Here is a 23,592-nt window from a genome sequence, read left to right as displayed (position 1 = left end):
CCCCCCCCGGGGGGGGGGGGGGTGGGGGGGGGGGGGGGGGGGGGGCGGTCGATCCCGTGCCACCGCGTGGCACCGGATCGACCCACCCCTCCGGGCGACCTGATCGTCGGGGAGGGGGGGCGGTCGATCCCGTGCCACCGCGTGGCACCGGATCGACCCACCCCTCCGGGCGACCTGATCGTCGGGGAGGGGGGGGCGGTCGATCCCGTGCCACCGCGCGGCACCGGATCGACCCACCCCTCCGGGCGACCTGATCGTCGAGGGAAGGGGCGGTCCATTTCGTGCCACCGCGTGGCACCGGATCGACCCACCCGTCTCCGGAAGCCCGCCCCGGAAGCCATCAGCCGCCCGCCCCGGAAACCGCCTCCCGCCCGCCCCGGAAGCCGTCTGCCGGGCCTGCCCCGCGGCCGGGCCTGCCCCGCGGCCGGCCCCGCCCCGCAGACCGGCCCGCCCCGCCTCAGCCCACCCGGCTGCGCCACTTCAGCGCGAAGCCGACCGCCAGGGCCAGGGTGAGCAGGCCGCCGCCGGCGAAGCCCGCCGTGATCTCGCGCTGCTCGGCCTCGGTGGCCACCCGCGAGCCGAGGCCCTCGTAGATCTTGTCGAGCTGCGAGGCGTCGGCGACGGAGAACGACTCGCCGCCGGAGGCCTGGGCGATGCGGCGCATCAGGTCGGGATCGGGCGGGACCGACTGGGGCTGGCCGCCCAGGCCGGGGATCGTGCCGCCGGCGGTGCCGAGGGCGACGGTGTAGATCGGGATGCGCTCCTGCTTGGCGCGCGCGGCGCTGGCCAGCGGGTCCTGGCTCTGGTCCGGGGTCCCGTCGGAGAGCAGGACGATCGCGCCCGGGGGCCGCGTGCCGCCGTTCTTGGCGGGGTCGCCCTCGGCCTTGATCGCGTCCAGGGCGACGTCGAGCGCGTCCTGGGTGTAGGTCGGGCCGCTCGCCACGAGCGCGTCGATGGCCTTCGTCACCACACCGCGGTCGGTGGTCGGCTCCTGCACGATGCTCGGCGAGCGCGAGTAGCCCACCAGGCCCACGCGGGTCTGGTCGGGCACGCCGCCGAGGAACCGCTTGGCGGCGCTCTTGGCGGCCTCCATGCGGGTCGGAGAGACGTCCTCGGCGCTCATCGAGCCCGAGGCGTCGGTCACGAGGACGACGGTCGACCGGGACTGCGGCGTGGCGACCGTGACCTCCGGCCGCGTCATCGCGACCGAGAGGAGCGCCACGGTGAGGGCGAGGAGCGCGATCGGCAGCCAGCGACGGTGCCAGGGCTGCTTCTGGGCGACGGACTTCAGGGTCGCGACGGCGGGCATCCGGATCGCCCGGCGCCGTCGCTGCGAGCGGGCCAGGTGGATCGCGTACAGCCCGGCCGGGATCAGCAGCAGGAGCAGCAGGAAGAGCGGGGCGTCCAGGGCGAACGCGAGGGGGAGACCGCTCATCGCAGCGCCCTCCCGAGCTCGCGGAGCCAGTCGCCGTCGGTCGACACCTGCAGGTGCTGCACGCGGCAGCGGCGCAGGCGCGCGGCGACGTCGGCGCGGCGCTCGGCCTCGGCGGTCGCGAACGCGGCGCGGACGCGGGTGGAGGACGTGTCGACCTCGACGTCGTCCCCGGTCTCGGGATCGACCATCACGACGATCCCGGCGTCGGGCAGCCCGTGCTCGCGCGGGTCGGAGACCTCGGCGACCAGGACGCGGTGCTGCCGCGAGAGCATCGCCAGGGGGCGCTCCCACCGCGAGTCGTCGCGCAGGTCGGAGACGACGACGACCAGGCCGGGCCGGCGCGCGACCCGGTGCAGGCGCTGCAGCGCGTCGGCGAAGCTCTCCGCGCCGGGCGAGCGGTCGGCGGCGACGCCCTCGGCCAGCGCGCGGTCGATGCCGCCCAGGGCGGGCCGGCCGCCCTTCGGGGGCAGCACCCGGGTGGCGGACGCGGTCGCGCCCCAGCGCAGCAGGGAGACCCGGCCACCGCGGCGGACGCCGAGGCGCGAGACGACGCGCACGACGCCCTCGGCGACGTCGGACTTCAGGCGCCGGGTGGTGCCGAACGCCATCGATGCGGAGACGTCGAGCGCCACCCACGTCGTCAGGGTCCGCTCCGGCACGTGCAGCCGGACGTGCGGCTGGCCCGTGCGGGCGCTGGCGGCGGGGTCGAGGTGCCGGACGTCGTCGCCCTCGACGTACGGACGGAGCTGGCTCAGCTCGGTGCCGCTGCCGAGGCCGACCGCGCGGTGCTCGCCGGGGAGCACCCCGTCGCTGCGCCGGGCGATCGCGAGCTCGAGCGTGCGGACGGCGTGGCCGCCGATCTGACCGGGGCCCTGCCGGCCGGGCGGATCGATGAGCAGGTCGGACACGGGGGAGCTCAGCGGTCGCCGTACTCGGCGTCGCGCCGCGCCTGGCGCTCCGTCGGCCGGCCGGCCGACGGCGGCTCGGTCCACCGGCCGTCGCCGTCGTCGGGCACCTGGTTCTCCGCCAGCAGCGGGGCGGGCTCACCGGCGTTGGGGTCCACGGCCCGGAGCACGCGCTCGAGGACGTCGTCGGGCGTCAGGCCGTCGGCGTGCGCCTCGTACGACAGCACGAGGCGGTGGCGCAGGACGTCGAGCGCGAGCGCGCGGACGTCGCGGGAGGTCACGTAGTCGCGGCCGCGCAGCACGGCGAGCGCCTGGGCGGCCTGGACCAGGCCGATCGGGCCGCGGGGGCTGGCGCCGACGTCGATCGCGCCCTGCAGGTCGCCGAGGCCGTACCGCTCGGGGTGCCGGGTCGCGTCGGCCAGGGCGACGGCGAAGCGTACGACCTGCGGGTCGACGTGCGCGCTGCGCACGGTCTGGCGGTGGCGCAGCAGGCGGTCGGGGGTGATGATCTGCCGGACCTCCTCGTGCGTACCGACCGAGGCGTGCACGACGGACGCCTCGTCCTCGACGGTCGGGTAGCCGACGACGACCTTGAGCAGGAAGCGGTCGACCTGGGCCTCGGGCAGCGGGTAGGTGCCCTCGGACTCGATCGGGTTCTGCGTCGCGAGGACGAGGAACGGCGAGGGCAGCGGGAAGGTCTCGCCGCCGAGGGTGACCTGCCGCTCCTGCATGACCTCGAGCAGCGCGGACTGCACCTTGGCGGGCGCGCGGTTGATCTCGTCCGCGAGCAGCAGGTTGCCGAAGACGGGGCCCAGCTGGGTCTCGAACGTGCCGGTGTCCGGACGCCAGATGCGGTTGCCGACGAGGTCGGCCGGGACGAGGTCCGGCGTGAACTGCACCCGCCGGAACTCGCCGCCCAGCACGGTGGAGAGCGTCTTGACCGTCAGCGTCTTGGCGAGGCCCGGGACGCCCTCGAGCAGCACGTGGCCGCCGGAGAGGAGCGCCACGAGCACCCGCTCGAGCATCGCGTCCTGCCCGATGACGACCCGCTTGACCTCGTGCAGGACGGCCTCGAGGTCGCGCGCCGCCTCGTCGATCGGTGAGGCGGGGGCGGCCTGCTGCTGGGGGTCGGTCGGGGGGTACGGCGTGCTCACGGGTGCGGTCTCCGGCGGTACGGGCGGAACGTCAAGGGACACGGTAGGCCGTCGGTCGTCACCTGCGGATAAGGAGGGACGGACTCCGGCGGCGGCGCGGACGGGCGTACGCACCTTCCTACCCGATGCGGTGCGCGGGGGGTGCCGGTCAGTCGGAGGCCCGGAGGGCGTCGACCCCGGTCGGGGACAGCACGATCAGCGTGGCGTCGTCGGTGAGCGCCTCGCCCGAGGCGCCGAGCACGGCCTCCTCGATCGCGTTGACCGTGTTGGCGGCGGTGGGGTTCGGGGCGGTGCGCGCGGCGGCGACGATCCCCTCGTAGCCGAACGGGGTGCCGTCGGTGCAGACCCGGTCGCAGATCCCGTCGGAGTAGATGATCAGCCGGTCCTCGGGCTCCAGCCGCCGGACGTTGGCCGGGGCACCGCCCGGCTCCGCGGCGGCCCCGGAGCCGCCGGCGACGCCGAGGATCTCGCCCACGGCGCCGTCGAGCTCCTCCACCCGGCCGTCGGCGCTGATCAGGATCGGTGCGGGGTGCGCCCGGTTGATCCAGGTGAACGTCGAGGCGGGCGCGTGCCAGCGGCCGACGATCGCCGTCGCGGTCGCCGCCGGCAGGTCCAGGTCGGTGAGCGTGCGGTCCATCAGGTCGACGGTCTCGGCGAGCCCGCGCTCGTTGCGCCGGCCGGCGCGGAACGCCCCCAGCAGGACCGCGGCCAGACCGGCGGCGCGGGGGCCGACGCCGGTGCAGTCGGCCAGCCCGATCCACGCTCCGTCGGGGTTCTCCGCGTAGTCGAACCAGTCGCCGCCGACGTCGTAGGACGGCAGGACGTTGCCCGCCAGACCCGCGCCGCCGATGCGCGCCACCCGCGGGGGCAGGAGGTTCTGCTGGACCTCCGACGCGGGCGAGATGCGCTGGCGGCGGGCGGCCATCGCGTAGACGTCGGTGTAGGCACCGCCGAGGCCGAGCGCCGCTGCACCCTGGCGGGCGAGGTCCTGCAGCGTCTCCTCGCGGGCGCCGACGGCGATCAGCGCGCCGGTGGCCCGGCCGCGCAGGTACATGGGGACGACGGCCGCGCCGGGCATCTGCTCGCCGACGACGTGGCGCAGGCTGGCGATCGCGCTGCGCGGCAGCTCGGGGCCGACGCCGAGCGACACGGGCAGCTCGGCCGGGAAGTCGGCGGGGCCGTGCAGCCGCAGGAGCCGCGAGCCGTCGATGTCGACCGCGTAGAGGGCGACGGCGCTGACGCCGGCCAGGCGCTGGGCCTCGGCGACGATCTGCTCGCCGAGCAGGTGCGGCGGGACCTTGTTGAGGACGTCGGCGACGTCGAGCACGGCCGGGGTGGTCGAGGCGAGCTCGCCGGCGGGGCGCAGGACGTCGCGCTCGTTGGACTCGGCGTCGTCGCGGGACTGCTGCGCCGCGGCGGCGACGAGGTCGCTGCGCCGCGGGAAGTGCCGGTACGCGGTCGCGCGCCCGACCTCGGCGACCTGCGCGATCCGCTCCATCGAGGCGTCGGGCTGCTCCCGCAGGACCCGCATCGCCGCGGCCACCAGCCGCGTGTAGTTCAGGGCCGCGTCGCTGCGCCGCTTGCGGGCCGGCGTCGTGTCGGCGCGCGCGGGGGGCGCGACGTCGTCGTGGTCGCGCGGTCCTGCGGCTGCCGGCTCCTGCGGCTGGTCCTGGGTCACTGCGCACTCCTCCCGCGTCGGACGGAGGGGGGCGACCGCCGACGCTCCTACATGAGACGCGGAGTCTCGGTAGGACCTCTGATGCTACCGGCACTACCCCGGTCCGACGCCCCGCACCCCTCCCGGGGTAAAGTGAGACATCACGGACCCCACACCCCGAGGAACCGATACTACCTGTATCGGTTACGTGTGGCGCCCAGCCGACCCACCCGCCGCCATGTCGCAGCTCGAAACCCAGTCGTCCGCGGTCCGCAGCCCGTTGCAGTCGGTCGCGGACGTCGTCGCCCGTCACTTCAAGGAGCAGTTCGGTCGTGGACCACAACGCTGCCGCGCGTTCTTCGCCGGCCGCGACGCGGTCGTCGTGATCCTCGACGGCACCATGTCCCCGGCCGAGCGCCGGATCTCCGACATGGGGCAGGGCGAGCTCGTGCGCGCGACCCGCTCGGCGCTCCAGAGCGCCGTCCGGGCCGACGTCGTCCGGGCCGTCGAGGAGGTCGTGGGCCGACCGGTCCTCCACGCCGTCGACGGGCTCGACGTCGACGGCGACGTCGCCACCCAGCTGTTCGTCCTGAGCGACACGGCCGGCGCGCCGCCCGCCACGCACGGCGACGCGGTCAGCGCGCCGGGCCCGGCAGGCTGACCGTCACGTCGAGCCCGCCGGACTCCGGCGCCTCGATCCGGGTGCGGCCGCCGTGGGCGTCGACCACCGCCCGGACGATCGACAACCCCAGGCCCGACCCCGTCCCGTGCCGCCCGAGGCGCTCGAACGGCTCGACGATCCGGTCGACGTCGGCCGCCGGCACGAGCGGCCCGCTGTTGGCCACCCGCAGCGTCGCCCACCGCCGGCCGTCCTGCTCGCCCTCCGCGGTCTCGACGCGGACCCAGCCGCCGTCCTGGTTGTAGCGGACCGCGTTGTCGACGAGGTTGACCGCGACGCGTCCGAGCATCGTGCCGTCGCCCCACGCCCGGGCCGCCGGCGTGCGCGGGTGGACGGACAGCTCGAGGCCGGGGCAGGCGGGGGCCGCAGCCACCGCGTCACGGGCGGCGGCGGTCAGGTCGACGTCCTCGTGGCGGTCGACGCCGCGCCTGCTGCGGGCCAGCACGAGCAGGCCCTCGAGCAGGTCGTCGAGCTCGTCGGTGCCGGCCAGCACCCGGTCGCCCATGGCGCGCAGCTCCGCGGTCGTCGCGTCGGGGTCCGCGAGCGTCACGTCGACCTCGGTGCGGATCGCCGTCAGCGGGGTGCGCAGCTCGTGGCTGGCGTTGGCGACGAACCGGCGCTGGGCCTGGAGGCTGGCGGAGAGCCGGTCGAGCATCGCGTCGAACGTGTCGGCGAGCTCGCGGACCTCGTCGTGCGGACCGTCGAGGGCGAGGCGCTCGTCGAGCCGGTCGTCGGAGACCCGGCGGGCGGTCGCGGTGACCGCGCCGATCGGTCGCAGCGCGCGGGACGCCGCGATCCAGCCCAGCGCGACCGCCAGGAGCGTCGTGCCGACGAGGACGAGGCCGAGCTGCAGCGCCACGCGGTCGAGGATCGGGTCCGCCAGCTCGTCGGGCAGCGTGCGGCGCAGGTGGTCGCCGAGCAGCCCGTAGGCGACGACGAGGACGACGAGCGTCGAGGCCGCGAAGAGCGCGGCGTAGAGCGCCGTCAGCCGGGCCCGGAGCGGGAGCCGGCGGAGGCGTCCCCGGACGGGGTCCACGCGGTCCCGCCCCTCAGATCCGGTAGCCGGCGCCGCGCACGGTCTCGATGACGGCGGGCTCGCCGATCTTCCGTCGCAGCGTCACGAGGACCATCCGCACGGTGTTCGTGAACGGGTCGACGTTCTCGTCCCACACCCGCTCCAGCAGCGCCTCGGTCGTGACGACCTGGCCGTCGGCGGCCAGCAGCTCCTGCAGCACGCCGAACTCCTTCGGCGAGAGCTCCAGGTCGACCCCGTCGCGGGTGGCGACGCGGCGGCCGGGATCGAGCTCGAGGTCGCCGTGGGTCAGGACGCTCGGCCGGACGCGTCCGCTGCGGCGGCCCAGGGCGTCGACGCGGGCGACGAGCTCGGCGAAGCGGAACGGCTTGGTCAGGTAGTCGTCCGCGCCGAGCGCGAGTCCCTCGACCATGTCGTCGAGCGCGCCGGCGGCCGTCAGCATGAGGATCTTCGTGGCCGGCTGCTCCTCGTTGAGGGTGCGGCAGACCACGTCGCCGTGCGTGCGGGGGAGGTCGCGGTCGAGCACCACGACGTCGTAGGGGTGCACGCGGGCCTTGTAGAGCGCGGCGTCGCCGTCGGCGGCGACGTCGACCGCCAGGCCGGTCCGGCGCAGGCCGCGGGCGACGGCGTCGGCCACCCGCTCGTGGTCCTCGGCGACGAGCACGCGCATCTCAGACCTCGTCCGCGCGCCGCTTCGCCGCGGGCTCCGGCGGGCAGTCGGCGAACCGGTGGTGCACGCCGTCGACCGTCCGCTCGAGCTGCACGGTCCGCGCGGCCTGCTGGATCTGCGGGTCCATGCCCGACAGGCCGCCGACGCCGAAGGCGAGGAGTGCGAGGCCGCTGGAGCCGGTGAGGAACAGCGGGAGAGCACCGCGCATCGAGACCATGGGGACGTCCAGCGAACCGCACCGCGCTGATCGAGGCCTAAACGGGGGCGTCGCGCTGCCGAAAGATCGCGCCGGCGTCGGTCGCCGTGCCGGGGTGGGGTGCCGCGCGCGATCCGCCACCCGGCGGACCGCGCCGCGGCCGCTCAGACGATGCGGCCCGTCAGCCGCAGCGCCAGGCCGGCCCCGACGACGAGCAGCACGAGCGCGACGCCGACGGGGGCGGAGGTCAGCTGGTCCTTGCCGGGCTCGGTGGCGACGGCCGAGCCGAGCTTCTCGTAGACCGCCTGCAGGGCCTCGGCGGTCGGCGCGTCGGAGGTCGTCCCGCCCGAGGCGTCGGCGATCTGTCGCATCGCGGCGCGGTCGGGGGGCACGAGCTCGGTCTTCGTCGTGCCGTCGGCGTTGCGCGAGGTCAGCGTGCCCTGGTCGGTGCCCAGCGAGATCGTGAAGATCCGCACGCCGAGGCGACCGGCCCGGCGGGCCAGGCGGACGGGGTCGCGTCCGCGGACGTTCTTGCCGTCGGACAGCAGCACGATCGCCGCGGGCGTCTGCGGGCCCCGCAGGCCCTGGGGCCGGAGGATCGCCAGCGCGGCGCCGAGCGCGTCGCCCGTCGCGGTGGAGCCCGCGCCGGTCAGCGTGTTCAGGGCGCGCTTGACGCGGTCGCGGTCCGTGGTCGGCGACGCGAGCAGCCGCGTCTTGTTGTTGAAGGCCAGGGCACCGACGCGGATCTCCTGCGGGACCTGGTCCAGGAACGACGACGCCGCGCCCTTGACGGCGTCCATCCGCGTGGGCTTGAGGTCCGTCGAGCGCATCGAGCCGGAGCGGTCGGTCACGAGCATCACCGACGCCTGCTCGACCTGCACCTCGACCTCGTGCTCCGGCCGGGCGAGGGCCACGATCAGCGCGATCGCGGCCAGCGCGTAGACCGCGGGGCCGACGTGGCGGTGCCAGCCCGGCGCCGTCGACGCGACCGACGGCATCAGCGCCGGCGAGGCCCACGGCTGCGCCCCGCGGGAGCGACGACGCTCCCACCAGACGTAGACGGCGGCCGCCGCCGGCACCAGGAGCAGCGCCAGCAGGAACCACGGGGCGGCGAAGCTCACGGGATGGTCGGGCTCGAGGGCGAGGTGGGCGTGCCCGGCAGGGTCAGCGTCGGGCCGGACGGGGAGGACGAGGCGGAGCCGGCGGACGCGCGGTCCGCGAGGGTGACCTCGGTCGTCCGCGTGTCGCCCCCGCGCCGGTACTCGATGGAGATCCGGTCGCCCGGCTCCTTGTCGTTGACGATGCGCGTGACGTCGTCCGGGCGGTTCACGGCGGTGCCGTCGATCTTCGTGATGACGTCGCCGTCGGGGTCCGACAGGCCGCGCAGGGCGGTCTCGCTGTTGGGGCGCAGACCCGCCTGCTGGGCGGGGCTGCCGCTGCGGACGTCGCCGACCGCGGCGCCCTCGCCCTTGGTCAGCTGGGCGACCGACACACCGAGGTAGGCGTGCTTGACGGACTGGCCCTTGGCGAGCGTCGGGACGACGTCGCGGACCGTGTCGGACGGGATCGCGAAGCCGATGCCGACGCTGCCGCCGCCGGCGCTGGCGGTGGCGATCTGGGAGTTGACGCCGACGACCTCGCCCTTGATGTTCAGCAGCGGGCCGCCGGAGTTGCCCGGGTTGATCGGCGCGTCGGTCTGCAGGACCTTGTCGATCTGGAAGTTGTTCTGCGCGGGGATCTGGCGGCCGACGCCCGAGATGATCCCGGCGGTCGTCGTCTGGTCCAGGCCCAGCGGGTAGCCGATCGCGACCACCGGATCGCCGGTCTCGACGTCGTCGGACTCCGCGATCTTCAGCGGCACGAGCTTCGCGACGTCGTTCCGGTCCACCCGCAGCACCGCGAGGTCCGAGGAGACGTCGGTGCCCAGGACGCGGGCGTCGACGTCGGCGCCGTCGTCGGTGAAGCGCACCTTGACGGTGTCGCCGCCGCCCGCCACGACGTGGTTGTTCGTGACGATCGTGCCCTGGTCGTCGTAGACCCAGCCGGTGCCGTTGCCCTGGCTCGTCGTGACGCGGACCACGCCGTCGTGCGCGGCGGTGTAGGCCGCCTTGATCTGCGACGAGGTCGCACCGCCGGAGTTGCCGGCGACGACGGTGCGCTCGACCGTGCGCTCTCCGATCAGCCGGGTGCCGATCGCGATGCCGGACGCCAGCAGCGCGACGACGCAGAGCGCGACCAGCGGGGTCACGAGCTTCCCGCGCACCTGCTGCCAGGTCGACGGGCCCTCGCGGGGCTCGCGCGGCGACAGGCGGCCCGTGCGGTGCTGTCGGGTCGGCTCCTCGGCCGGTGCGGGACGGTGCTCCTGCGTCGCGGGGGCGTCGGGCTCGGGGTCGAGCCAGCCGTGGTGTTCGTCCTCGGAGGGACCGTCGGACCAGAGGGAGCGGTTGTCAGGCATCAGGGAGGCGTTCGGGTCGGGCTCCACGGGATGCGGAGTCCATGGAGCATCCCGCAGACCACGTCAGCGAGGCGTAAGGACGGGAGATGCGGTCGCACCGGTCCCCCGGTGGCGCGACGCACAAACCCCGGGGGCGGGGGGCGATACGGTCCGGGACGGACATGGACACCGCAGCGGACGCCTCCACCCCTCCAGTTCCGCTCCCGGACGGCGTCTCCCCGGTGGTGCTCCCCACGCCGTTCGGCGTCGGCGACGTGAACCTCTGGCTCGTCGACTCCTCGCCGCTGACGCTGGTGGACGCGGGGCCCGCCACCGCCCTGGCGCTCGAGCGGCTGGAGCAGGGCCTCGCCGAGCGCGGGCACCGCGTCGAGGACCTCGAGCGGATCGTGCTGACCCACCACCACGCCGACCACTTCGGGCTGGCCGCTCAGCTCGTGCGCCGCTCCGGGGCCGAGGTCCACGCGTTCGGGGGCATCGCGGGCTGGCTGGCCGACGTCGGCCGGCGCAGCAAGCAGGAGATGCGCTTCGTCGAGGAGCGCCTGATCCGCCACGGCCTGCCGCAGGAGGTCGCCCTGGGCGCCCGCGCCGCCGACGCGATGGTCCGCGGGTACTTCGAGCCGGTCGAGGTCACCCACCCGCTCGCCGACGGCGACGTGCTCGGCTTCGACGACCGGGAGTGGCACGTGCACCACCGGCCGGGCCACTCCACGAGCGACACCGTCTTCCACGACCGCGACGCCCGGACGCTGATCGGCGGCGACCACCTGCTGTCGCACGTCTCCTCCAACGCGCTGATCTCCGAGCCGCTGAACGCGGCCGAGGAGGCGGCGGACCCGACCCTGCGCCTGACGCCGCTGCGCGACTACCGGGCGTCGCTGGCGCTGACCCGCGAGATGGACCTCGACGTCGTCCTCGGCGGCCACGGCGTGCCGGTCACCGACCACCGGGGCCTGATCGATCAGCGCTCGACGGCGACGGAGCGGCGCCTGGGCCGGATCGTCGACGAGATCGCCGCGGGCCACGAGACCGCGTTCGAGATCGCCCGGGCGATGTGGGGCCGCACCGCTTACGTGCAGGTCCACCTCGTGATGAGCGAGATCATCGGCCACCTCGAGCTGCTCGAGGGCGACGGCCGCATCGCCGTCGACGAGGTCGACGGCGTGCTGCGGCTGCGCGAGGTCTGACGGGCGCCACCCTCCCGTCGGTCGCGACCGGGGCGACGGCCCCCGCGAGGCCGGAGGCGCGCCACCCGGTCGGGTCGTGGCGAGCGTCTCGGAGGACCCTCCGAGGCAAAACATGGAAAAGCAGATCGGGTTTGTGCTTTTCTACGTGGGGAGGCGCCGGGGGTTCCGGTGCCCGCATCCGCTCCGCCCCCCCCGAAGGAGTCCCCGTGACCCCGATCACCGCCACCCCCGCCGTCCGTCCCGGCTCCGCCGAGCTCGATGCCCTCCTGGCCCGCATCGCCGAGGGCGCCGAGGAGCGCGAGCGCGAGCTCACGCGCCCGTTCGAGGTGATCGGCTGGATCAAGGAGGCCGGGCTGGGTCGCCTCCGCCTGCCCGTCGAGGACGGCGGCGCCGGCGCGACCGTCCGTGAGCTCTTCGAGACGGTGATCGCGCTGGCCGAGGCCGACGCCAACGTCGCGCACATCCTGCGGGCCCACTTCTGGTTCGTCGAGCAGCAGCTCGCCGTCCCGGACCCCGCCGACCGCGCGCGGGCGCTCGCGTTCGTCGCCTCCGGCGCGCTCGTCGGCAACGGCTTCAGCGAGCAGAGCCGGCACCCGACCGGCCTGTACTTCGACACCGCGTTCACGCCCGACCCGGCCGGCGGCCACCGCCTCAACGGCGCGAAGTTCTACTCGACGGGGACCCTCTACTCCGACTACACGCAGATCTGGGCCGCCGCCCCGGACGGGCGGATCGCCGGCGCCGTCGTGCCGATCGACCGCGAGGGCGTCACGGTCGAGGACGACTGGGACGGCTTCGGCCAGCGCCTCACCGGCACCGGGACGACCAGGCTGGACGACGTCCACGTCGCCGACGACGAGTACTTCGACATCGGCGAGCCGGACGGGCCGTTGCCCCCGAGCTACCACGGGGCGTTCCTGCAGCTCTACCTGCAGGCCGTGACCGCCGGGGTCCTCCGGAGCGTCCGGAACGACGCGGTCGGCCTCGCGCGCGGGCGGCGTCGCAACTTCAGCCACGCACCCACGCCGCAGGCGCCGACCGACGACCGCCAGCTGCTCCAGGTCGTGGGCGAGATCTCGGCCGACGTCTTCGCGACCGAGGCCATCGTCCTCGCCGCCGCCGACCGGATCCAGGGCGCCTTCGACTCGATCACCGACGGGGCACCGACCCCGGAGGCGGCCGAGGCCGCGCAGCGGGCGGCGGCCGAGGCGAAGATCGCGGTGGACCGCTTCGCCCCGGCGACGGCGGCGAAGCTCTTCGACGTCGGCGGCGCGTCGGCGACGCAGTCCGGCCGCAACCTCGACCGGCACTGGCGCAACGTCCGGACCATCTCGACCCACAACCCGACGTTCCTCAAGGCGTCGGCGGTCGGCGACAACCTCGTCAACGGCGCGGAGTTCCCGGGCAACGCCTACTTCTAGGCGCAGGACCCGGGTCGGGGCGCCGCGTCGGGCCGGGCCGGCGATGCCACGGCCCGGCCGAGCGGCGCCGGGCCGGGCGGGTCGGTCAGACGCCGTCGGGGAGCGGCAGCAGCTCGCCGTACTCGCCGGGCTGCTTCGACATCGCCGCCATCGAGGCGGCCATCTGGTTCGGCGAGCCGATCAGCGGGCGCTGGAGCTTGGACTCCAGCAGGAGCTTCGTCGCGTCGTCGCCCTCCCACGCGTCCTGCAGCAGCTTCTTGCCGAAGCGGATGGCGTCGGGGGACTTGCCGGCGATCTCGGCCGCCAGCGCCTTCGCGGCGGTCAGCGGGTCCGCGTCGGTGCGGGTGACGATCCCGTACCCGACGGCCTCCTCGCCGCTGAAGACCCGGCCGGTGTAGGTCAGCTCCTTGACGACGTCCTGGCGGGCGAGCGGCGGCAGCGTCACGAGCAGGCCCATGTCGGGCACGAGGCCCCACTTGATCTCCATGATCGAGAGCTTGCTGTCGGGCGTCGCGATGCGGATGTCGGCGCCCAGCGCGATCTGCAGCCCGCCGCCGAAGCAGATGCCCTGGATCGCGCAGATCACGGGGACGGGGACGGTCCGCCAGTCGTAGGCGACCGCCTGGTAGAGGTTCGTCGGCTCGCCCTCGAGGCGGTCCTCGAGCGACGCGGCGTTGGCCAGCGCGCCGTTCTGGAACGCGTCCTGCACGTCGAGGCCGGCGCAGAAGCTCTTGCCCTCGCCGGAGAGGACGACCGCCCGGACGTCCTCGTTCCCGCGCAGCTCCAGCGCCGTCTCGTGCAGCGCCTGGAACATCTGCGTGTCGAGGCCGTTGTGCTTGTCGGCGCGGTTCAGGCGCACGTCGGCGACGTGGTCCTCGATCGTGACGGTCACGCGGTCGTTGGTCATCCCTGCATCGTCGCGGTTCGGGGCGCCCCGTGCCAGCCTGGACGTTCGGGGCTCTCGGCGGCGCGTCCGGCTCCCCCATCCGTCCCTCCCCGGCGCGCGGGGTGCGCCGACGGCGTGGCGGGGTAGCACCGGGCGACGTGAACCCCGTGGACGCTTCGTCCCGACCACCGACCGGAGGTGCCGCCGTGCTCGCAGGACCCCAGGACATCGTGGCCCGCCGTGCGGGCGCGGGGGCAGATCTCTCGCAGGTCCCGTCCGGCCGCACGGGCGCGGGGGCGGGGACGGGTCCCCAGGACGTGGTGGCCCGCCGTGCGGGCCAGGAGCCGCAGGACGATCTCGCCGACCGGGTCGCGGCGGTCTTCGAGACGGCCCGGGTGCGGATCGCGGCCATCTCGGCGGGGAGCCCTGCGGCACCGGTCGTTCCGGCGGGGACGGCCGGCGGGGCACGCTCCCTCGGCGGACCGTGGGTCGTCGCCGCGCACCGCGAGCTCGACGCCCGGGCCGCGAGGCTGGACCGGCGGGCGGAGGACCTGGACCGTGCGGCCGCCCGGCTCGCGGAGCGGACGGTCGAGGTGATGGCGCTGGCCGCCGAGCTCTCGGCCGCGGCCGTCCCGACGGCGACGGCCGTCGGTCCGGCCGCCGCCGGGCAGACGGCCCTCGCCGCGACGTCCGGCGCCGCGGCGCAGCCGGCCGGTGCCGTCCTGTCCGCTGCCGCCCCGTCCGCCGCCGCCCCGTCCGCCGTGGCCCCTTCCGCCCTCGCGCGCCGGGGCGGGCTCCGTCGCCGGCTCGTCGCGCGCGGGTGGTGGCCGGCGGTTTCGTCCCGGTCGTCCCGAGGTAGAGACGTGGGATGAGCACCCGCGAGACGGTCGACCGCTTCCTCGACGCCCTGGCCCGGTTGGAGGAGCACGAGGAGGTCGACCCGCTCGTCGAGCTGTTCGCCGACGACGTCCGCGTCGACACCGCCACGGCGACGGGCGCGCTGCGCGGCAGCGACGGCGCGCGGAAGCTGTGGCAGGAGGATCGCGAGCTGTTCGCGAGCGTCGCCTCCGAGTTCCGTAACCAGGTCGTGGACGGCGACGTCGCGATCCTCGAGTGGCAGCGGACCGCCGAGGGCCGCGACGGCGGCGACCTCTCGCACCCGGGCGTCACGGTCCTCGAGGTCGCCGGCGACCGCATCACGCGGTTCGCGGTCTACTTCGACGCCGCCCGGCTGCACGTCCGCAAGGCCGAGTAGCCCGGGCCCGGGCCCGGGCGCGCGGCCCGAACCCTCCGCCCCTCCACGCGGGGCCGCCGACCGGCGACCCCGCCCGTGCCGCTCAGGCCGGGACGACGCCGCCGAGCAGCTCGCCGGCCACGCGGTCGGTCGCGCCGCCCGCGCCGCCGAGGAGGCGCCGCTGCAGCTGCGCGCGGCGGAAGAACAGCGGTGCGTCGTGCTCCCACGTCGCACCGATGCCGCCGTGCACCGAGATCTGGACCCGGGTGGCGACATCGAGCGCGTGCTCGGCGCCGGAGCGCGCCGCGGCCGTGGCCAGCGACAGCTCGTCCGGGGCGTTCTCGTGCGCCCAGGCCGCGTAGATCAGGAGCGACTTGGCGTTCTCGAGGAGGCGCAGGACCTCGACGAGCTGGTGCTTCAGCGCCTGGTAGGAGCCGATGGCGCGGCCGAACGTGTGGCGCTCCTTCGCGTAGGCGATCGCGACGGGCAGCAGCGCGTCGACGGTGCCGACGGCCTCGGCGGCCAGCAGGCCCTGGGCGACGTGCCACGCGCGGCGCAGCGCGAGCTCGTCCGCGGCGACGACGCGGCCCTGCGCGCCGTCGAGCGTGACGTGCCCGAGCGGTCGCGTCGCGTCGTAGCGCCAGAGGCCCTCGACGCTCACGCCGCTCGCCGACGCGTCGACGAGGACGGCGACCGGACCGTCCGGGCCGTCGGCGGTGACGAGCAGCTGCTCGGCCTGCGCGGCGTCGGGGACCCAGTGGACCGCGCCCGAGAGCGTGGCGGTGCCACCGTCGACCGTCGCCTTCGGCAGCTCCGCGCGGAGGATGCCGCCCTTGGGGTCCGCCGTCCAGCGCGGCTCCTGGTCGGTCGGCGGCGCGGCGGGCAGCCACGCGATCCGCGTCTCGCCGCTCGCGACGGCCTCGGAGGCCTCGTCGCCCGCGGCGTCGAGCACCGTCGCGGCCGGCAGCGTGGAGACCAGCGGCACGGGGGCCAGGACGCGCCCGGCCTCCTGCGCCACGAGCATCGCGTCGTACAGACCGAGCTCGGCGCCGCCACCGGCCTCGCTCGTCAGCAGGCCGGTCCAGCCGGCCTCGACGATCGTCTTCCAGAGGTCGGGACGCTTCGTCTCGTCCTCCAGCGCCTCACGGGCCGCGGCGACCGTGTCGACGCGCTTGAGGGCCCCGCGGGCCGCCTCGCGCAGGAACTCCTGCTCGTCCGTCAGCGACAGATCCATCTCAGGCCACCTCTTCCTTCTCGCGGGCCTTGAGCTCCGAGAACGGAACGCCCTTGTCCGACCGCGGCTCGGGCGGGAGGCCCAGGACGCGCTCGCCGATGGTGTTGCGGAGGATCTCCTCCGTGCCGCCGGCCGACTTCAGGCCCGGCAGGAACGAGATCATGTAGCCCCACTCCGAGTGCTCGTCGAGCGCGTCGGGGCCGAGCACGTCGGCGATCAGGTCGCCCGCGTCGATCGCGGACTTGACGACCGTGACCTTGCCGAGGCCGAACTCCGGGCCGGGCAGCTTGCCGCCGGCCAGGTCCGACAGCAGGCGGTGGCCGGCGAAGCGGCTGGCGATCATCTCGGTGCCGATGTGGCCGAGGCGCTGGCGGACCTCGGGGTCCTCCGCGGCGCCGGGGGCCGACTTCACACCGGCGGCGAAGCGCTCGGCGGAGTAGCCGATCGACGTCGTGCCGATGGAGAGCCGCTCGAACATCAGGACGGTCAGGGCCGTGCCCCACCCGCCGCCGACCTGGCCGAGGACGGCGTCGGCCGGGACGTGGACCTCGTCGAGGAAGACCTCGTTGAACTCGGCCTCGCCGGAGATCTGGCGCAGGCCGCGGATCGTGATCCCCGGGGCGTCCATCGGGACGATGAACATCGTCAGGCCCTTGTGCTTGGGCACGTCCGCGTCGGTGCGGGCGAGCAGCACGCCGAAGGCGGAGAACTGCGCGTTGGTCGTCCAGACCTTCTGGCCGGAGATCTTGAACGAGCCGTCCTCCTGCTCCACCGCGCGGGCGGTGACGCCGGCGAGGTCGGAGCCCGCGGCGGGCTCGGAGAACAGCTGGCAGCAGACCTCGTCGCCGTGGAGCATCGGGCCGAGGTAGCGGCGCTTCTGCTCGTCGGTGCCGTGGACGATGATCGCCGGGCCCATCATGCCCAGGCCGATGAAGTCCAGGGCGCCCGGGACCTGCGCGCGGGAGAGCTCCTGGTTGACGATGACCTGCTCGATCGGGCCCTTGCCCTGGCCGCCGTACTCCTCGGGCCAGGTCACGCCGCAGAGGCCGGCCTCGGCGAGCTTGCGCTGCCAGCCGCGCCACTGCTCGATGCGCTCGTGCTCGTCCTCGATCTGGCCCTCGCCCATGACGATGGGGGCCTCGGCCTTGTGCTCGTCCAGCCAGGCCCGCACCTGCGTGCGGAACTCCGCCTGCTGGGGGTCGTCGTTCAGATCCACCGTCTGCTCCTTCGCGTCCCGTCGGGGACGCTCGCCGGTTCTCGACTGGCCAGTCGGCCAGGACCACAGAGAGTAGCGCCGAAAGCGGGATGTGGCACCTCCCGCTTTCCGTGCGACGGGTCCGCGCGCCGCGCCTCAGCGCGCGTCGATGGTCGCCGCGATCACCGCGAGCGTCCGGGCCGTGACGTGGAGGTCCTCCGGAGGGAGCGTTTCCAGGTCGTCGGCCCACTCGGCCTGCCACGCGGCCACGCGGCGCCGGACAGTCACGCGACCTTCGGGCGTGAGCACCACGCGCACGACGCGCCGGTCGGCGGTGTCGCGCTCGCGGACCACGAGACCGTCGGCCTCCAGGCGGTCGACGGTGGCGGAGGTCGAGGCCGGGTTCAGACCGGCGCTGCGCCCCAGCTCGCCCATCGACGCGGGCTCGTCGAGCACGCCGAGCTGGCCCAGGACCCGCAGCTCCCCGGTGCCGAGCCCCCCGGCGTCGTGCGCCCGCCGGGCCTTCAGGCGCCGGATCGCGCCCATCAGGGTCCAGACGGCGTCGGCGAGCTCGGTCGCGGGGGTGTCCTCGGGCGCCGCCGGGACGTCCACCGCCCCGTCGCTCACGCCATCGCCTCGAGCTTCTCGACCTGCCGCTCCTCCGGGGTCGCGTCGACCGCGGTGCCCGCCGCCGGGCCGTCCCCGTCGCCCTCGCGGGCCCGCCGGCGCTCGACGCGCATGAGGATGACCGCCGGGATCAGCGCGACGACGGTGACGGCGAGCACCCACCAGTAGACGTCGCCGAACGCCCCGGCCAGCGCGGAGGGGTCGCCCGCGCTGCGGCCGAGGCCCTCGGTGTTGCGCTGCAGGACGACCGTGAGGACGGCGACGCCGATCGAGCCGCCGACGCGCTGCAGCGTGTTGAGCTGCGGCGAGGCGTGGTTGATCTCGGACGGCTTGAGGACCGAGAACGCCGCGGTCATCGCGGGCATCATCGACAGGCCCACGCCGAGGCCCCGGAAGATCATCGCGGCGCTCGTGATCCCGTACGAGGTGTTCTCCGTCAGGAGCATGAACGGGATCGTCGCCACGGCGGTGATCGACACGCCGACGACGGTGACCCGACCGGCGCCGAAGCGGTCCGACAGCCGGCCGGACATGCCCATCGCGACCATCGCGCCGATGCCCTGCGGCCCGACCAGCAGGCCGGTGGACACCGCGTCCTCGCCGCGGACGGTCTGGAAGTACAGCGGGATGATCACCATCGCGCCGAACAGCGCGCCGCCGAGCGCAAACGTCGTCAGGGACGCGGCGGCGAAGGCGCGGTTGCCGTAGAGCCGCACGTTCAGCAGGGGGTTCGGGATCCGCAGCGCGCGCGCGACGAACAGGCCGACCAGCACGAGGCCGACGACGATCGGCAGCACGACGTTGGCCGAGCCGAGGTCGTGCGTGCCGGTCTCCGCGAGGCCGTACGTGACCGCCGTGACGCCCACGGCCACGAGGCCGAGGCCGATCGCGTCGAGCTTGCCGGCGTCGCCCGGGAGGTCCTTCGGCAGCAGGCGCATCGTGGCCCACAGCGCGATCACGCCGATCGGCACGTTGATGAGGAAGATCGACTGCCAGCCGACGTGCTCCAGCAGCAGGCCGCCGACCGTCGGGCCGAAGACGGGCGCGAGGATGATCGGGACGCCGATCAGGCTCATGATGCGGCTGAGGTTCTTCGGGCCGGCGGCGCGGACGAGGATCATCTGGCCGACGGGCATGATCATGCCGCCGCCGATCCCCTGGATCACGCGGAAGGCGATGAGCGACCCGCTCGACCAGGCCAGGCCGCAGAGCGCGGAGCCCGCGGTGAAGACGATGAGGGCGACGACGTAGAGGCGTCTGGCCCCGAACCGCGTCGACGCCCAGCCGGTGATCGGGATCACCGCGGCGAGCGACAGGAGGTAGCCCGTGGCGACCCACTGGATGTCGCTCAACGGGGCGTCGAGGTCGCGGGACAGGGTGTCGAGCGCGACGTTGACGATCGTCGTGTCGAGGACCGACATGATCGCGCCGAGCACGATGACGATCGCGACCTTCTTGACGTGCGGGTCGATCGGCGCGACGGGCGCCTTCGCGGTTCTGGCCATGCTGTTCTGATCCTTCGGAGCCGAAACTTCGGAGACGAAAAGTTAGCATGGGGAACTAGTTGGCACGTCGGCGTTCAGGTGGCGTGCAGCCGCTCGCCGGGCTCCGGGCCCGGTCCGCTCAGTCGCGGAGGAAGCGCGCCGGGGACGGGCCCCGGGCGGGGCCGATCTCGCGACGGACCCGGGCGTGGCCGACACCCAGCCGCGCCGCACCCGGGACCGACGGCAGACGGATCTGCCCCTCGACCAGCATCGCCGCCCACATGGTCTTCAGCTGCACGGTCCGGCCGTCGTAGAGCAGGTGGCGCGGCACCCACGTGGGGTCGAACTTGCGGTTGAAGCGGTAGAGCCGCTCGATCTGGAAGAAGCGGTCCAGGAACTTCACGACGGGCCCCATGGTCCGCTCGAACCGCGTGGCGGGCTCGTGGATCCACTGCCGGTAGGCCGCGAAGTTCAGCGACACGCGCTGCAGGCCGCGCTCCCGGGCGCCCTCGATCATCCGCACCACCAGGAAGTCGACGACGCCGTTGGGCAGACCCCGCTCGTGCGGGGTGCTCGACAGCGACCAGCTGCCCCCGACGGGGGTGGGGACGACGTGGACGAGCGCGCGGACGCGACCGTCCCCGTCACGGGCCAGGACGGCGAGCGAGTCCGCCGAGGCCGCGTCGCCGAGCGGCATCTCCATGCAGAAGCCGTGGGCGTCCTTCTCGCCCCAGGCGGTGACGACCGAGGCCACGTCGTGCCGCGTGGCGCAGTCCATGTCGCCGAGACGGACGATCTCCGAGGTGTAGCCGGCGCGCACGACGCGGCCGACGGCCTGGCGCACCTTCTTCATCGGCCGGCCCTCGAGCGTGAAGTCCGGGACGTCGACCACGGCCTCGTCGCCGATGTACATCGAGCGCATGCGGGTGCTGCCGCAGACGCGCTCCGACAGCTCGGACCCGGCGCCCAGGATCGCCATGCGCAGGTCGTGGTGGTCGGCGATCGCGCGCAGCTCGGCGAGCAGCTCGTCGACCGCGTCGGCGGGGCCGCTGGGGGCGCCGCCGACGAAGAGGACGCCCGCGCAGACCCGGAACGTCCCGGCCGCCCGGCCGTCGGCGGTGACGTGCGGGATCAGGTCGGTGCGGCGGGCGAAGCCGCTGAGGGTGTCGGTGCCGTGCCGCTCGATCAGGGCGTCGGCGCGTGCCCGGGCGCCGAAGGCGGCGTCGGCCGGCGGGCGGCGGAAGAGGACGAGCAGCGCCAGCAGCACGGTCGCGATCCCGGTGACCCCGATCGCGTCGGGCAGCCAGGCGAGCAGGTGCGGCATCGGCAGCGTCGTGTCGCGCGTCATCGTCAGGAGGACGAGGGCCTCGTGGACGATCGTGCCGGCGGGCGCGTCGAGCCCCTCGCGCCACGTGACGGCGGCGAGCGCGGCGACCGTCGCCCCGAAGACGCCCACGGCCATCCCGGCGATCGTGCCGAGCGTGGCGGTCCAGCGGACCTGCAGCGGCTCGACGTCGAACGCGGCCCGCGACCGCCAGAGCACCAGGGCGACGGCGCCGGTGGCAATGCCCGTCAGGACGTCGAGGCCCTTGAAGACGTTCAGCGCGGCGAGGACGACGAGCGCGCCGACGGCCAGGTCGAGGGCGCGCCGGTGCCGGCGGGCCAGGTACCGGCCGGTGAGCAGCAGCGCGATGCCGGCCGGCACCGCCAGCGCGCGGGCGGTGTCCGGCACGCCGGCCCCGACGGACTCCCGGAGCAGCTCGATCCTGCCGTCGTCGGCGGGGCTCAGCGCGGAGGCGAGGTTGGCCACGCCGGCCGCGGCGACCGCGATCCCGGCGAGGACGGGGAGCCGGGTGCTGCGACGTCGCACGGACCGGGCGAGCGCCACGACGGCGACGACCAGCACGAGCAGGCAGAGCGCGGCGGTGAGGAGCTCGGGCTGCAGGGGCACGCGCGGGATCGTGGCAGTGCCGCATGAAGCGCGGCTGAGAGCGCCGAGGCGCCTCGTTCGGCCGACGGTGAGGTCGCCGACCGAGGGGTCCCCGTCCGTGTCCGCGTCCCCGTCCGCGCGTGGCCCGCCCGCGCGCCCGCGCTGGCGCGGCTCAGGCGACGCCGGGACCGCCGAGGCCCAGGTACCGCTCGCGCATCCACGCCGGGAACGCCACCGAGCGGCCCTCGCCGACCGCGGCGCAGACGTAGGTCGTGCGGGCGGTCGCGCGCGGCTCGCCGTCCGCGGCGCCCAGCGCGCGGTAGCGCAGCGCGACGGACGACCGGCCGAGGCGCTCGAGGTCCAGGACGACGACGAGCTCCTCCTCGGCGCGCGCGGATCTCGAGAACTCGACCTCGGTCTTGACGACGAGGGTCTCGATGCCGCCGCGCATCATCGCCGCGAACCCGCCCAGCCGGGTCGTGTTCAGGCGCATGTACGTGTCGTCGAAGAGGTCGAGGTACCGCGGGTGGGCGAGCACGCCCTGCGGGTCGCACTCGAGGAACCGCACGCGGACCGGCAGCTCGATCGGGCCCGTCGCGACGTCGGCCGACGCGGGGGCCCAGGACGGCGGATCGTCGGTCAGGGCGGTCGGGAAGACCGCCTCCGCGTCGCTCACGCGGCGCTGATGGCGAGCGGGCCGACGCCGGGCTGGTCTTGGACGACGTGCTCGTCGGCGTGGTAGCTCGAGCGCACGAGCGGACCGGCGGCGACGTGCTCGAAGCCGAGCTCCTCCATGCCGATGCGGGCGAGCTCGTCGAACTCGTCGGGGTGCCAGTAGCGCACGATCGGCAGGTGGCTCTCCGTGGGCCGGAGGTACTGGCCGATGGTCATGATCTGCACGTCGACGGCGCGCAGCATCTTCATCGTCTCGACGACCTCGGCGAAGCTCTCGCCCAGGCCGACCATCAGGCCGGACTTCGTCTTCATCCCGGGGCTGCCCATCCCGGCGGCGTTCATGTCCGACGCGTTCTTGAGCACGCGGCAGGAGCGGATGAACGTCGATCCGCGGCGGGCGACCTGGTAGAGCCGCGGGACGACCTCGACGTTGTGGTTGAAGACGTCGGGCCCGGCGTTGATGACGGTCGCCAGCGGCATCTCCTCGCCGCGGAAGTCCGGGGTCAGCGTCTCGATCTTCGTGTCCGGCGACTGGCGGCGGATCTGGTTGATCGTCGCGGCCCAGATGCGCGACCCGTAGTCGGGCAGGTCGTCGCGGTCGACGGAGGTGACGACCGCGTGGCGCAGGCCCATCATCGAGATCGAGCGGGCGACGCGGGCGGGCTCGAGCGGGTCGTTCCACGTCGGCGTGCCGGTCATCACGTGGCAGAAGCCGCAGCGGCGGGTGCACGTGTCGCCGAGGATCATGAACGTCGCGGTGCCGCGCTCCCAGCACTCGCCGATGTTCGGGCACGCGGCCTCGGAGCAGACGGTGTTGAGGTTGTTGGCCTTGATCGTCTCCTTGAGCTCCCGGTACTTCGGGGAGCCCGGCGCGGGGACCTTGAACCAGGCCGGCTTGCGCTCGCGGTAGGCGATCGTGTTGGTGCCCAGGACCTTCGAGACGTCCATGCCGCCCGGTTTGGCGCGCGACCGCGTCTGGCGGACGGGGAGCTGCTGGGACGGGGCCTCGGACACGCCTTCCAGCGTAGCGCGCGACCGGTGCGGCCCCGGTGGGGTGGGTCACGGGTCCCGGACGGCGGTGGGGACCCCGACGCGGAGCGCCGGGGGTGGCGGCGCCTGCGCCCGGGTGCCGCGCGGTGCGGCGGTGCGGCAGGGCCGGCGCCCGGGTGCCGCGCGGTGCGGTGTCGTGGCAGGTCCGGCGCCCGGGCCCCGGGGGTGCGGCGGTGTCACGGGGTGCGGACACGATCCGGGTCTCGGCGTCGTCGGGGGACCGAGACGTGGATCGTGGTCGCCTGACGACCCGGATCCTGGTCTCGCCCCTCGGACTCCACCGAGACCTGGATCGGGGACACGGGTCGGTGCGAGGCGGTGCGCTCCGGACGGGATCGAACCGGAGCGTGCCGCGGCGCCGCCGCCCGCCTGATGCTCGTCCGCTCGTCCCTCGCCGGCCCGTCCCTCGCCGGCCCGGCCCTCGTCCGCTCGTCGATCGCCCGCCCGGCCGTCGCTCGCCCGCGGACCCCCGGCCCCCGGCCCCCGGC

Annotated in this window: 22 protein-coding genes; 5 read left to right on the top strand and 17 right to left on the bottom strand. The window is 74.8% G+C overall.

Annotation, left to right across the window (positions count from 1 at the left end; genetic code table 11):
• Positions 1-457: 457 nt before the first annotated feature.
• The 4 genes from Q7T67_RS00195 to Q7T67_RS00180 form a co-directional block, all read right to left on the bottom strand.
• Entirely contained in the window at positions 458-1,435 is a 978-nt protein-coding gene (locus Q7T67_RS00195; protein WP_304785304.1) for a VWA domain-containing protein, read from the bottom strand.
• The gene (locus tag Q7T67_RS00190) at positions 1,432-2,343 is read right to left on the bottom strand and encodes a DUF58 domain-containing protein (protein ID WP_304785303.1); all 912 of its coding nucleotides are present in this window, start codon (positions 2,341-2,343) and stop codon (positions 1,432-1,434) included. Before Q7T67_RS00190 ends, Q7T67_RS00195 begins: the two co-directional genes overlap by 4 nt.
• A gap of 8 nt (positions 2,344-2,351) precedes the next feature.
• On the bottom strand, positions 2,352-3,494 hold the full coding sequence (locus tag Q7T67_RS00185) for a MoxR family ATPase (RefSeq protein ID WP_304785302.1): 1,143 nt from the start codon (positions 3,492-3,494) through the stop codon (positions 2,352-2,354).
• Positions 3,495-3,642: 148 nt separating this feature from the next.
• Positions 3,643-5,172, bottom strand: a complete 1,530-nt coding sequence (locus Q7T67_RS00180; RefSeq protein WP_304785301.1) for a PP2C family protein-serine/threonine phosphatase — start codon at positions 5,170-5,172, stop codon at positions 3,643-3,645.
• A gap of 217 nt (positions 5,173-5,389) precedes the next feature.
• Here Q7T67_RS00180 and Q7T67_RS00175 point away from each other — a divergent pair, with 217 nt between their 5' ends.
• Positions 5,390-5,812, top strand: coding sequence for a Na-translocating system protein MpsC family protein (locus tag Q7T67_RS00175; RefSeq protein ID WP_304785300.1), 423 nt, complete (start codon positions 5,390-5,392; stop codon positions 5,810-5,812).
• Here the strand turns inward: Q7T67_RS00175 and Q7T67_RS00170 are convergent.
• The 5 genes from Q7T67_RS00170 to Q7T67_RS00150 form a co-directional block, all read right to left on the bottom strand.
• The gene (locus Q7T67_RS00170; RefSeq protein WP_304785299.1) at positions 5,787-6,866 is read right to left on the bottom strand and encodes a HAMP domain-containing sensor histidine kinase; all 1,080 of its coding nucleotides are present in this window, start codon (positions 6,864-6,866) and stop codon (positions 5,787-5,789) included. The two genes, Q7T67_RS00175 and Q7T67_RS00170, sit on opposite strands and share 26 nt — an antisense overlap.
• Positions 6,867-6,879: 13 nt before the next feature.
• Positions 6,880-7,533, bottom strand: a complete 654-nt coding sequence (locus tag Q7T67_RS00165) for a response regulator transcription factor (protein ID WP_304785298.1) — start codon at positions 7,531-7,533, stop codon at positions 6,880-6,882.
• Between the two features lies 1 nt (position 7,534).
• Positions 7,535-7,741 (bottom strand): hypothetical protein, encoded by a 207-nt coding sequence (locus Q7T67_RS00160; protein ID WP_304785297.1) that lies wholly within the window; start codon positions 7,739-7,741, stop codon positions 7,535-7,537.
• A 152-nt stretch (positions 7,742-7,893) separates the two neighbouring features.
• Entirely contained in the window at positions 7,894-8,850 is a 957-nt protein-coding gene (locus tag Q7T67_RS00155; protein ID WP_304785296.1) for a VWA domain-containing protein, read from the bottom strand.
• Positions 8,847-10,184 (bottom strand): S1C family serine protease, encoded by a 1,338-nt coding sequence (locus Q7T67_RS00150; RefSeq protein ID WP_304785295.1) that lies wholly within the window; start codon positions 10,182-10,184, stop codon positions 8,847-8,849. The genes Q7T67_RS00155 and Q7T67_RS00150 overlap by 4 nt, the downstream gene beginning before the upstream one ends.
• 161 nt (positions 10,185-10,345) lie before the next feature.
• Between Q7T67_RS00150 and Q7T67_RS00145 the strand changes: the two genes are divergently transcribed.
• Both Q7T67_RS00145 and Q7T67_RS00140 read left to right on the top strand, forming a co-directional pair.
• Positions 10,346-11,368, top strand: a complete 1,023-nt coding sequence (locus Q7T67_RS00145; protein WP_304785294.1) for an MBL fold metallo-hydrolase — start codon at positions 10,346-10,348, stop codon at positions 11,366-11,368.
• Between the two features lie 206 nt (positions 11,369-11,574).
• Entirely contained in the window at positions 11,575-12,789 is a 1,215-nt protein-coding gene (locus Q7T67_RS00140) for a hypothetical protein (protein WP_304785293.1), read from the top strand.
• Between the two features lie 85 nt (positions 12,790-12,874).
• Here the strand turns inward: Q7T67_RS00140 and Q7T67_RS00135 are convergent, their stop codons facing one another.
• A complete protein-coding gene (locus Q7T67_RS00135) occupies positions 12,875-13,696 on the bottom strand; it encodes a crotonase/enoyl-CoA hydratase family protein (protein WP_304785292.1) in 822 nt (273 codons plus the stop codon).
• A 185-nt stretch (positions 13,697-13,881) separates the two neighbouring features.
• On the opposite strand from Q7T67_RS00135, the gene Q7T67_RS00130 reads away from it, so the two are divergent.
• Both Q7T67_RS00130 and Q7T67_RS00125 read left to right on the top strand, forming a co-directional pair.
• Entirely contained in the window at positions 13,882-14,547 is a 666-nt protein-coding gene (locus tag Q7T67_RS00130; protein ID WP_304785291.1) for a hypothetical protein, read from the top strand.
• On the top strand, positions 14,544-14,930 hold the full coding sequence (locus Q7T67_RS00125) for a nuclear transport factor 2 family protein (protein ID WP_304785290.1): 387 nt from the start codon (positions 14,544-14,546) through the stop codon (positions 14,928-14,930). Before Q7T67_RS00130 ends, Q7T67_RS00125 begins: the two co-directional genes overlap by 4 nt.
• A gap of 82 nt (positions 14,931-15,012) precedes the next feature.
• On the opposite strand, the gene Q7T67_RS00120 is transcribed toward Q7T67_RS00125, so the two are convergent.
• From Q7T67_RS00120 to lipA, 7 genes are all read right to left on the bottom strand, one after another.
• The gene (locus Q7T67_RS00120; protein WP_304785289.1) at positions 15,013-16,143 is read right to left on the bottom strand and encodes an acyl-CoA dehydrogenase family protein; all 1,131 of its coding nucleotides are present in this window, start codon (positions 16,141-16,143) and stop codon (positions 15,013-15,015) included.
• A 1-nt stretch (position 16,144) separates the two neighbouring features.
• A complete protein-coding gene (locus Q7T67_RS00115; protein WP_304785288.1) occupies positions 16,145-17,359 on the bottom strand; it encodes an acyl-CoA dehydrogenase family protein in 1,215 nt (404 codons plus the stop codon).
• A 135-nt stretch (positions 17,360-17,494) separates the two neighbouring features.
• A complete protein-coding gene (locus tag Q7T67_RS00110) occupies positions 17,495-17,965 on the bottom strand; it encodes a MarR family winged helix-turn-helix transcriptional regulator (protein WP_304785287.1) in 471 nt (156 codons plus the stop codon).
• Positions 17,962-19,470, bottom strand: coding sequence for a DHA2 family efflux MFS transporter permease subunit (locus tag Q7T67_RS00105; RefSeq protein WP_304785286.1), 1,509 nt, complete (start codon positions 19,468-19,470; stop codon positions 17,962-17,964). The genes Q7T67_RS00110 and Q7T67_RS00105 overlap by 4 nt, the downstream gene beginning before the upstream one ends.
• A gap of 118 nt (positions 19,471-19,588) precedes the next feature.
• Positions 19,589-21,400, bottom strand: a complete 1,812-nt coding sequence (locus Q7T67_RS00100; RefSeq protein WP_304785285.1) for a bifunctional lysylphosphatidylglycerol flippase/synthetase MprF — start codon at positions 21,398-21,400, stop codon at positions 19,589-19,591.
• A gap of 151 nt (positions 21,401-21,551) precedes the next feature.
• Positions 21,552-22,055 (bottom strand): thioesterase family protein, encoded by a 504-nt coding sequence (locus tag Q7T67_RS00095; protein ID WP_304785284.1) that lies wholly within the window; start codon positions 22,053-22,055, stop codon positions 21,552-21,554.
• The gene (gene lipA, locus Q7T67_RS00090) at positions 22,052-23,068 is read right to left on the bottom strand and encodes a lipoyl synthase (RefSeq protein ID WP_304785283.1); all 1,017 of its coding nucleotides are present in this window, start codon (positions 23,066-23,068) and stop codon (positions 22,052-22,054) included. Before lipA ends, Q7T67_RS00095 begins: the two co-directional genes overlap by 4 nt.
• Between the last annotated feature and the right edge of the window lie 524 nt (positions 23,069-23,592).

Source organism: Patulibacter sp. (assembly GCF_030655195.1).
Classification (GTDB): domain Bacteria; phylum Actinomycetota; class Thermoleophilia; order Solirubrobacterales; family Solirubrobacteraceae; genus Patulibacter.
The sequence above is the reverse complement of the archived record's forward strand: the minus strand, read 5'-3'. Positions and strand labels throughout refer to the sequence as shown.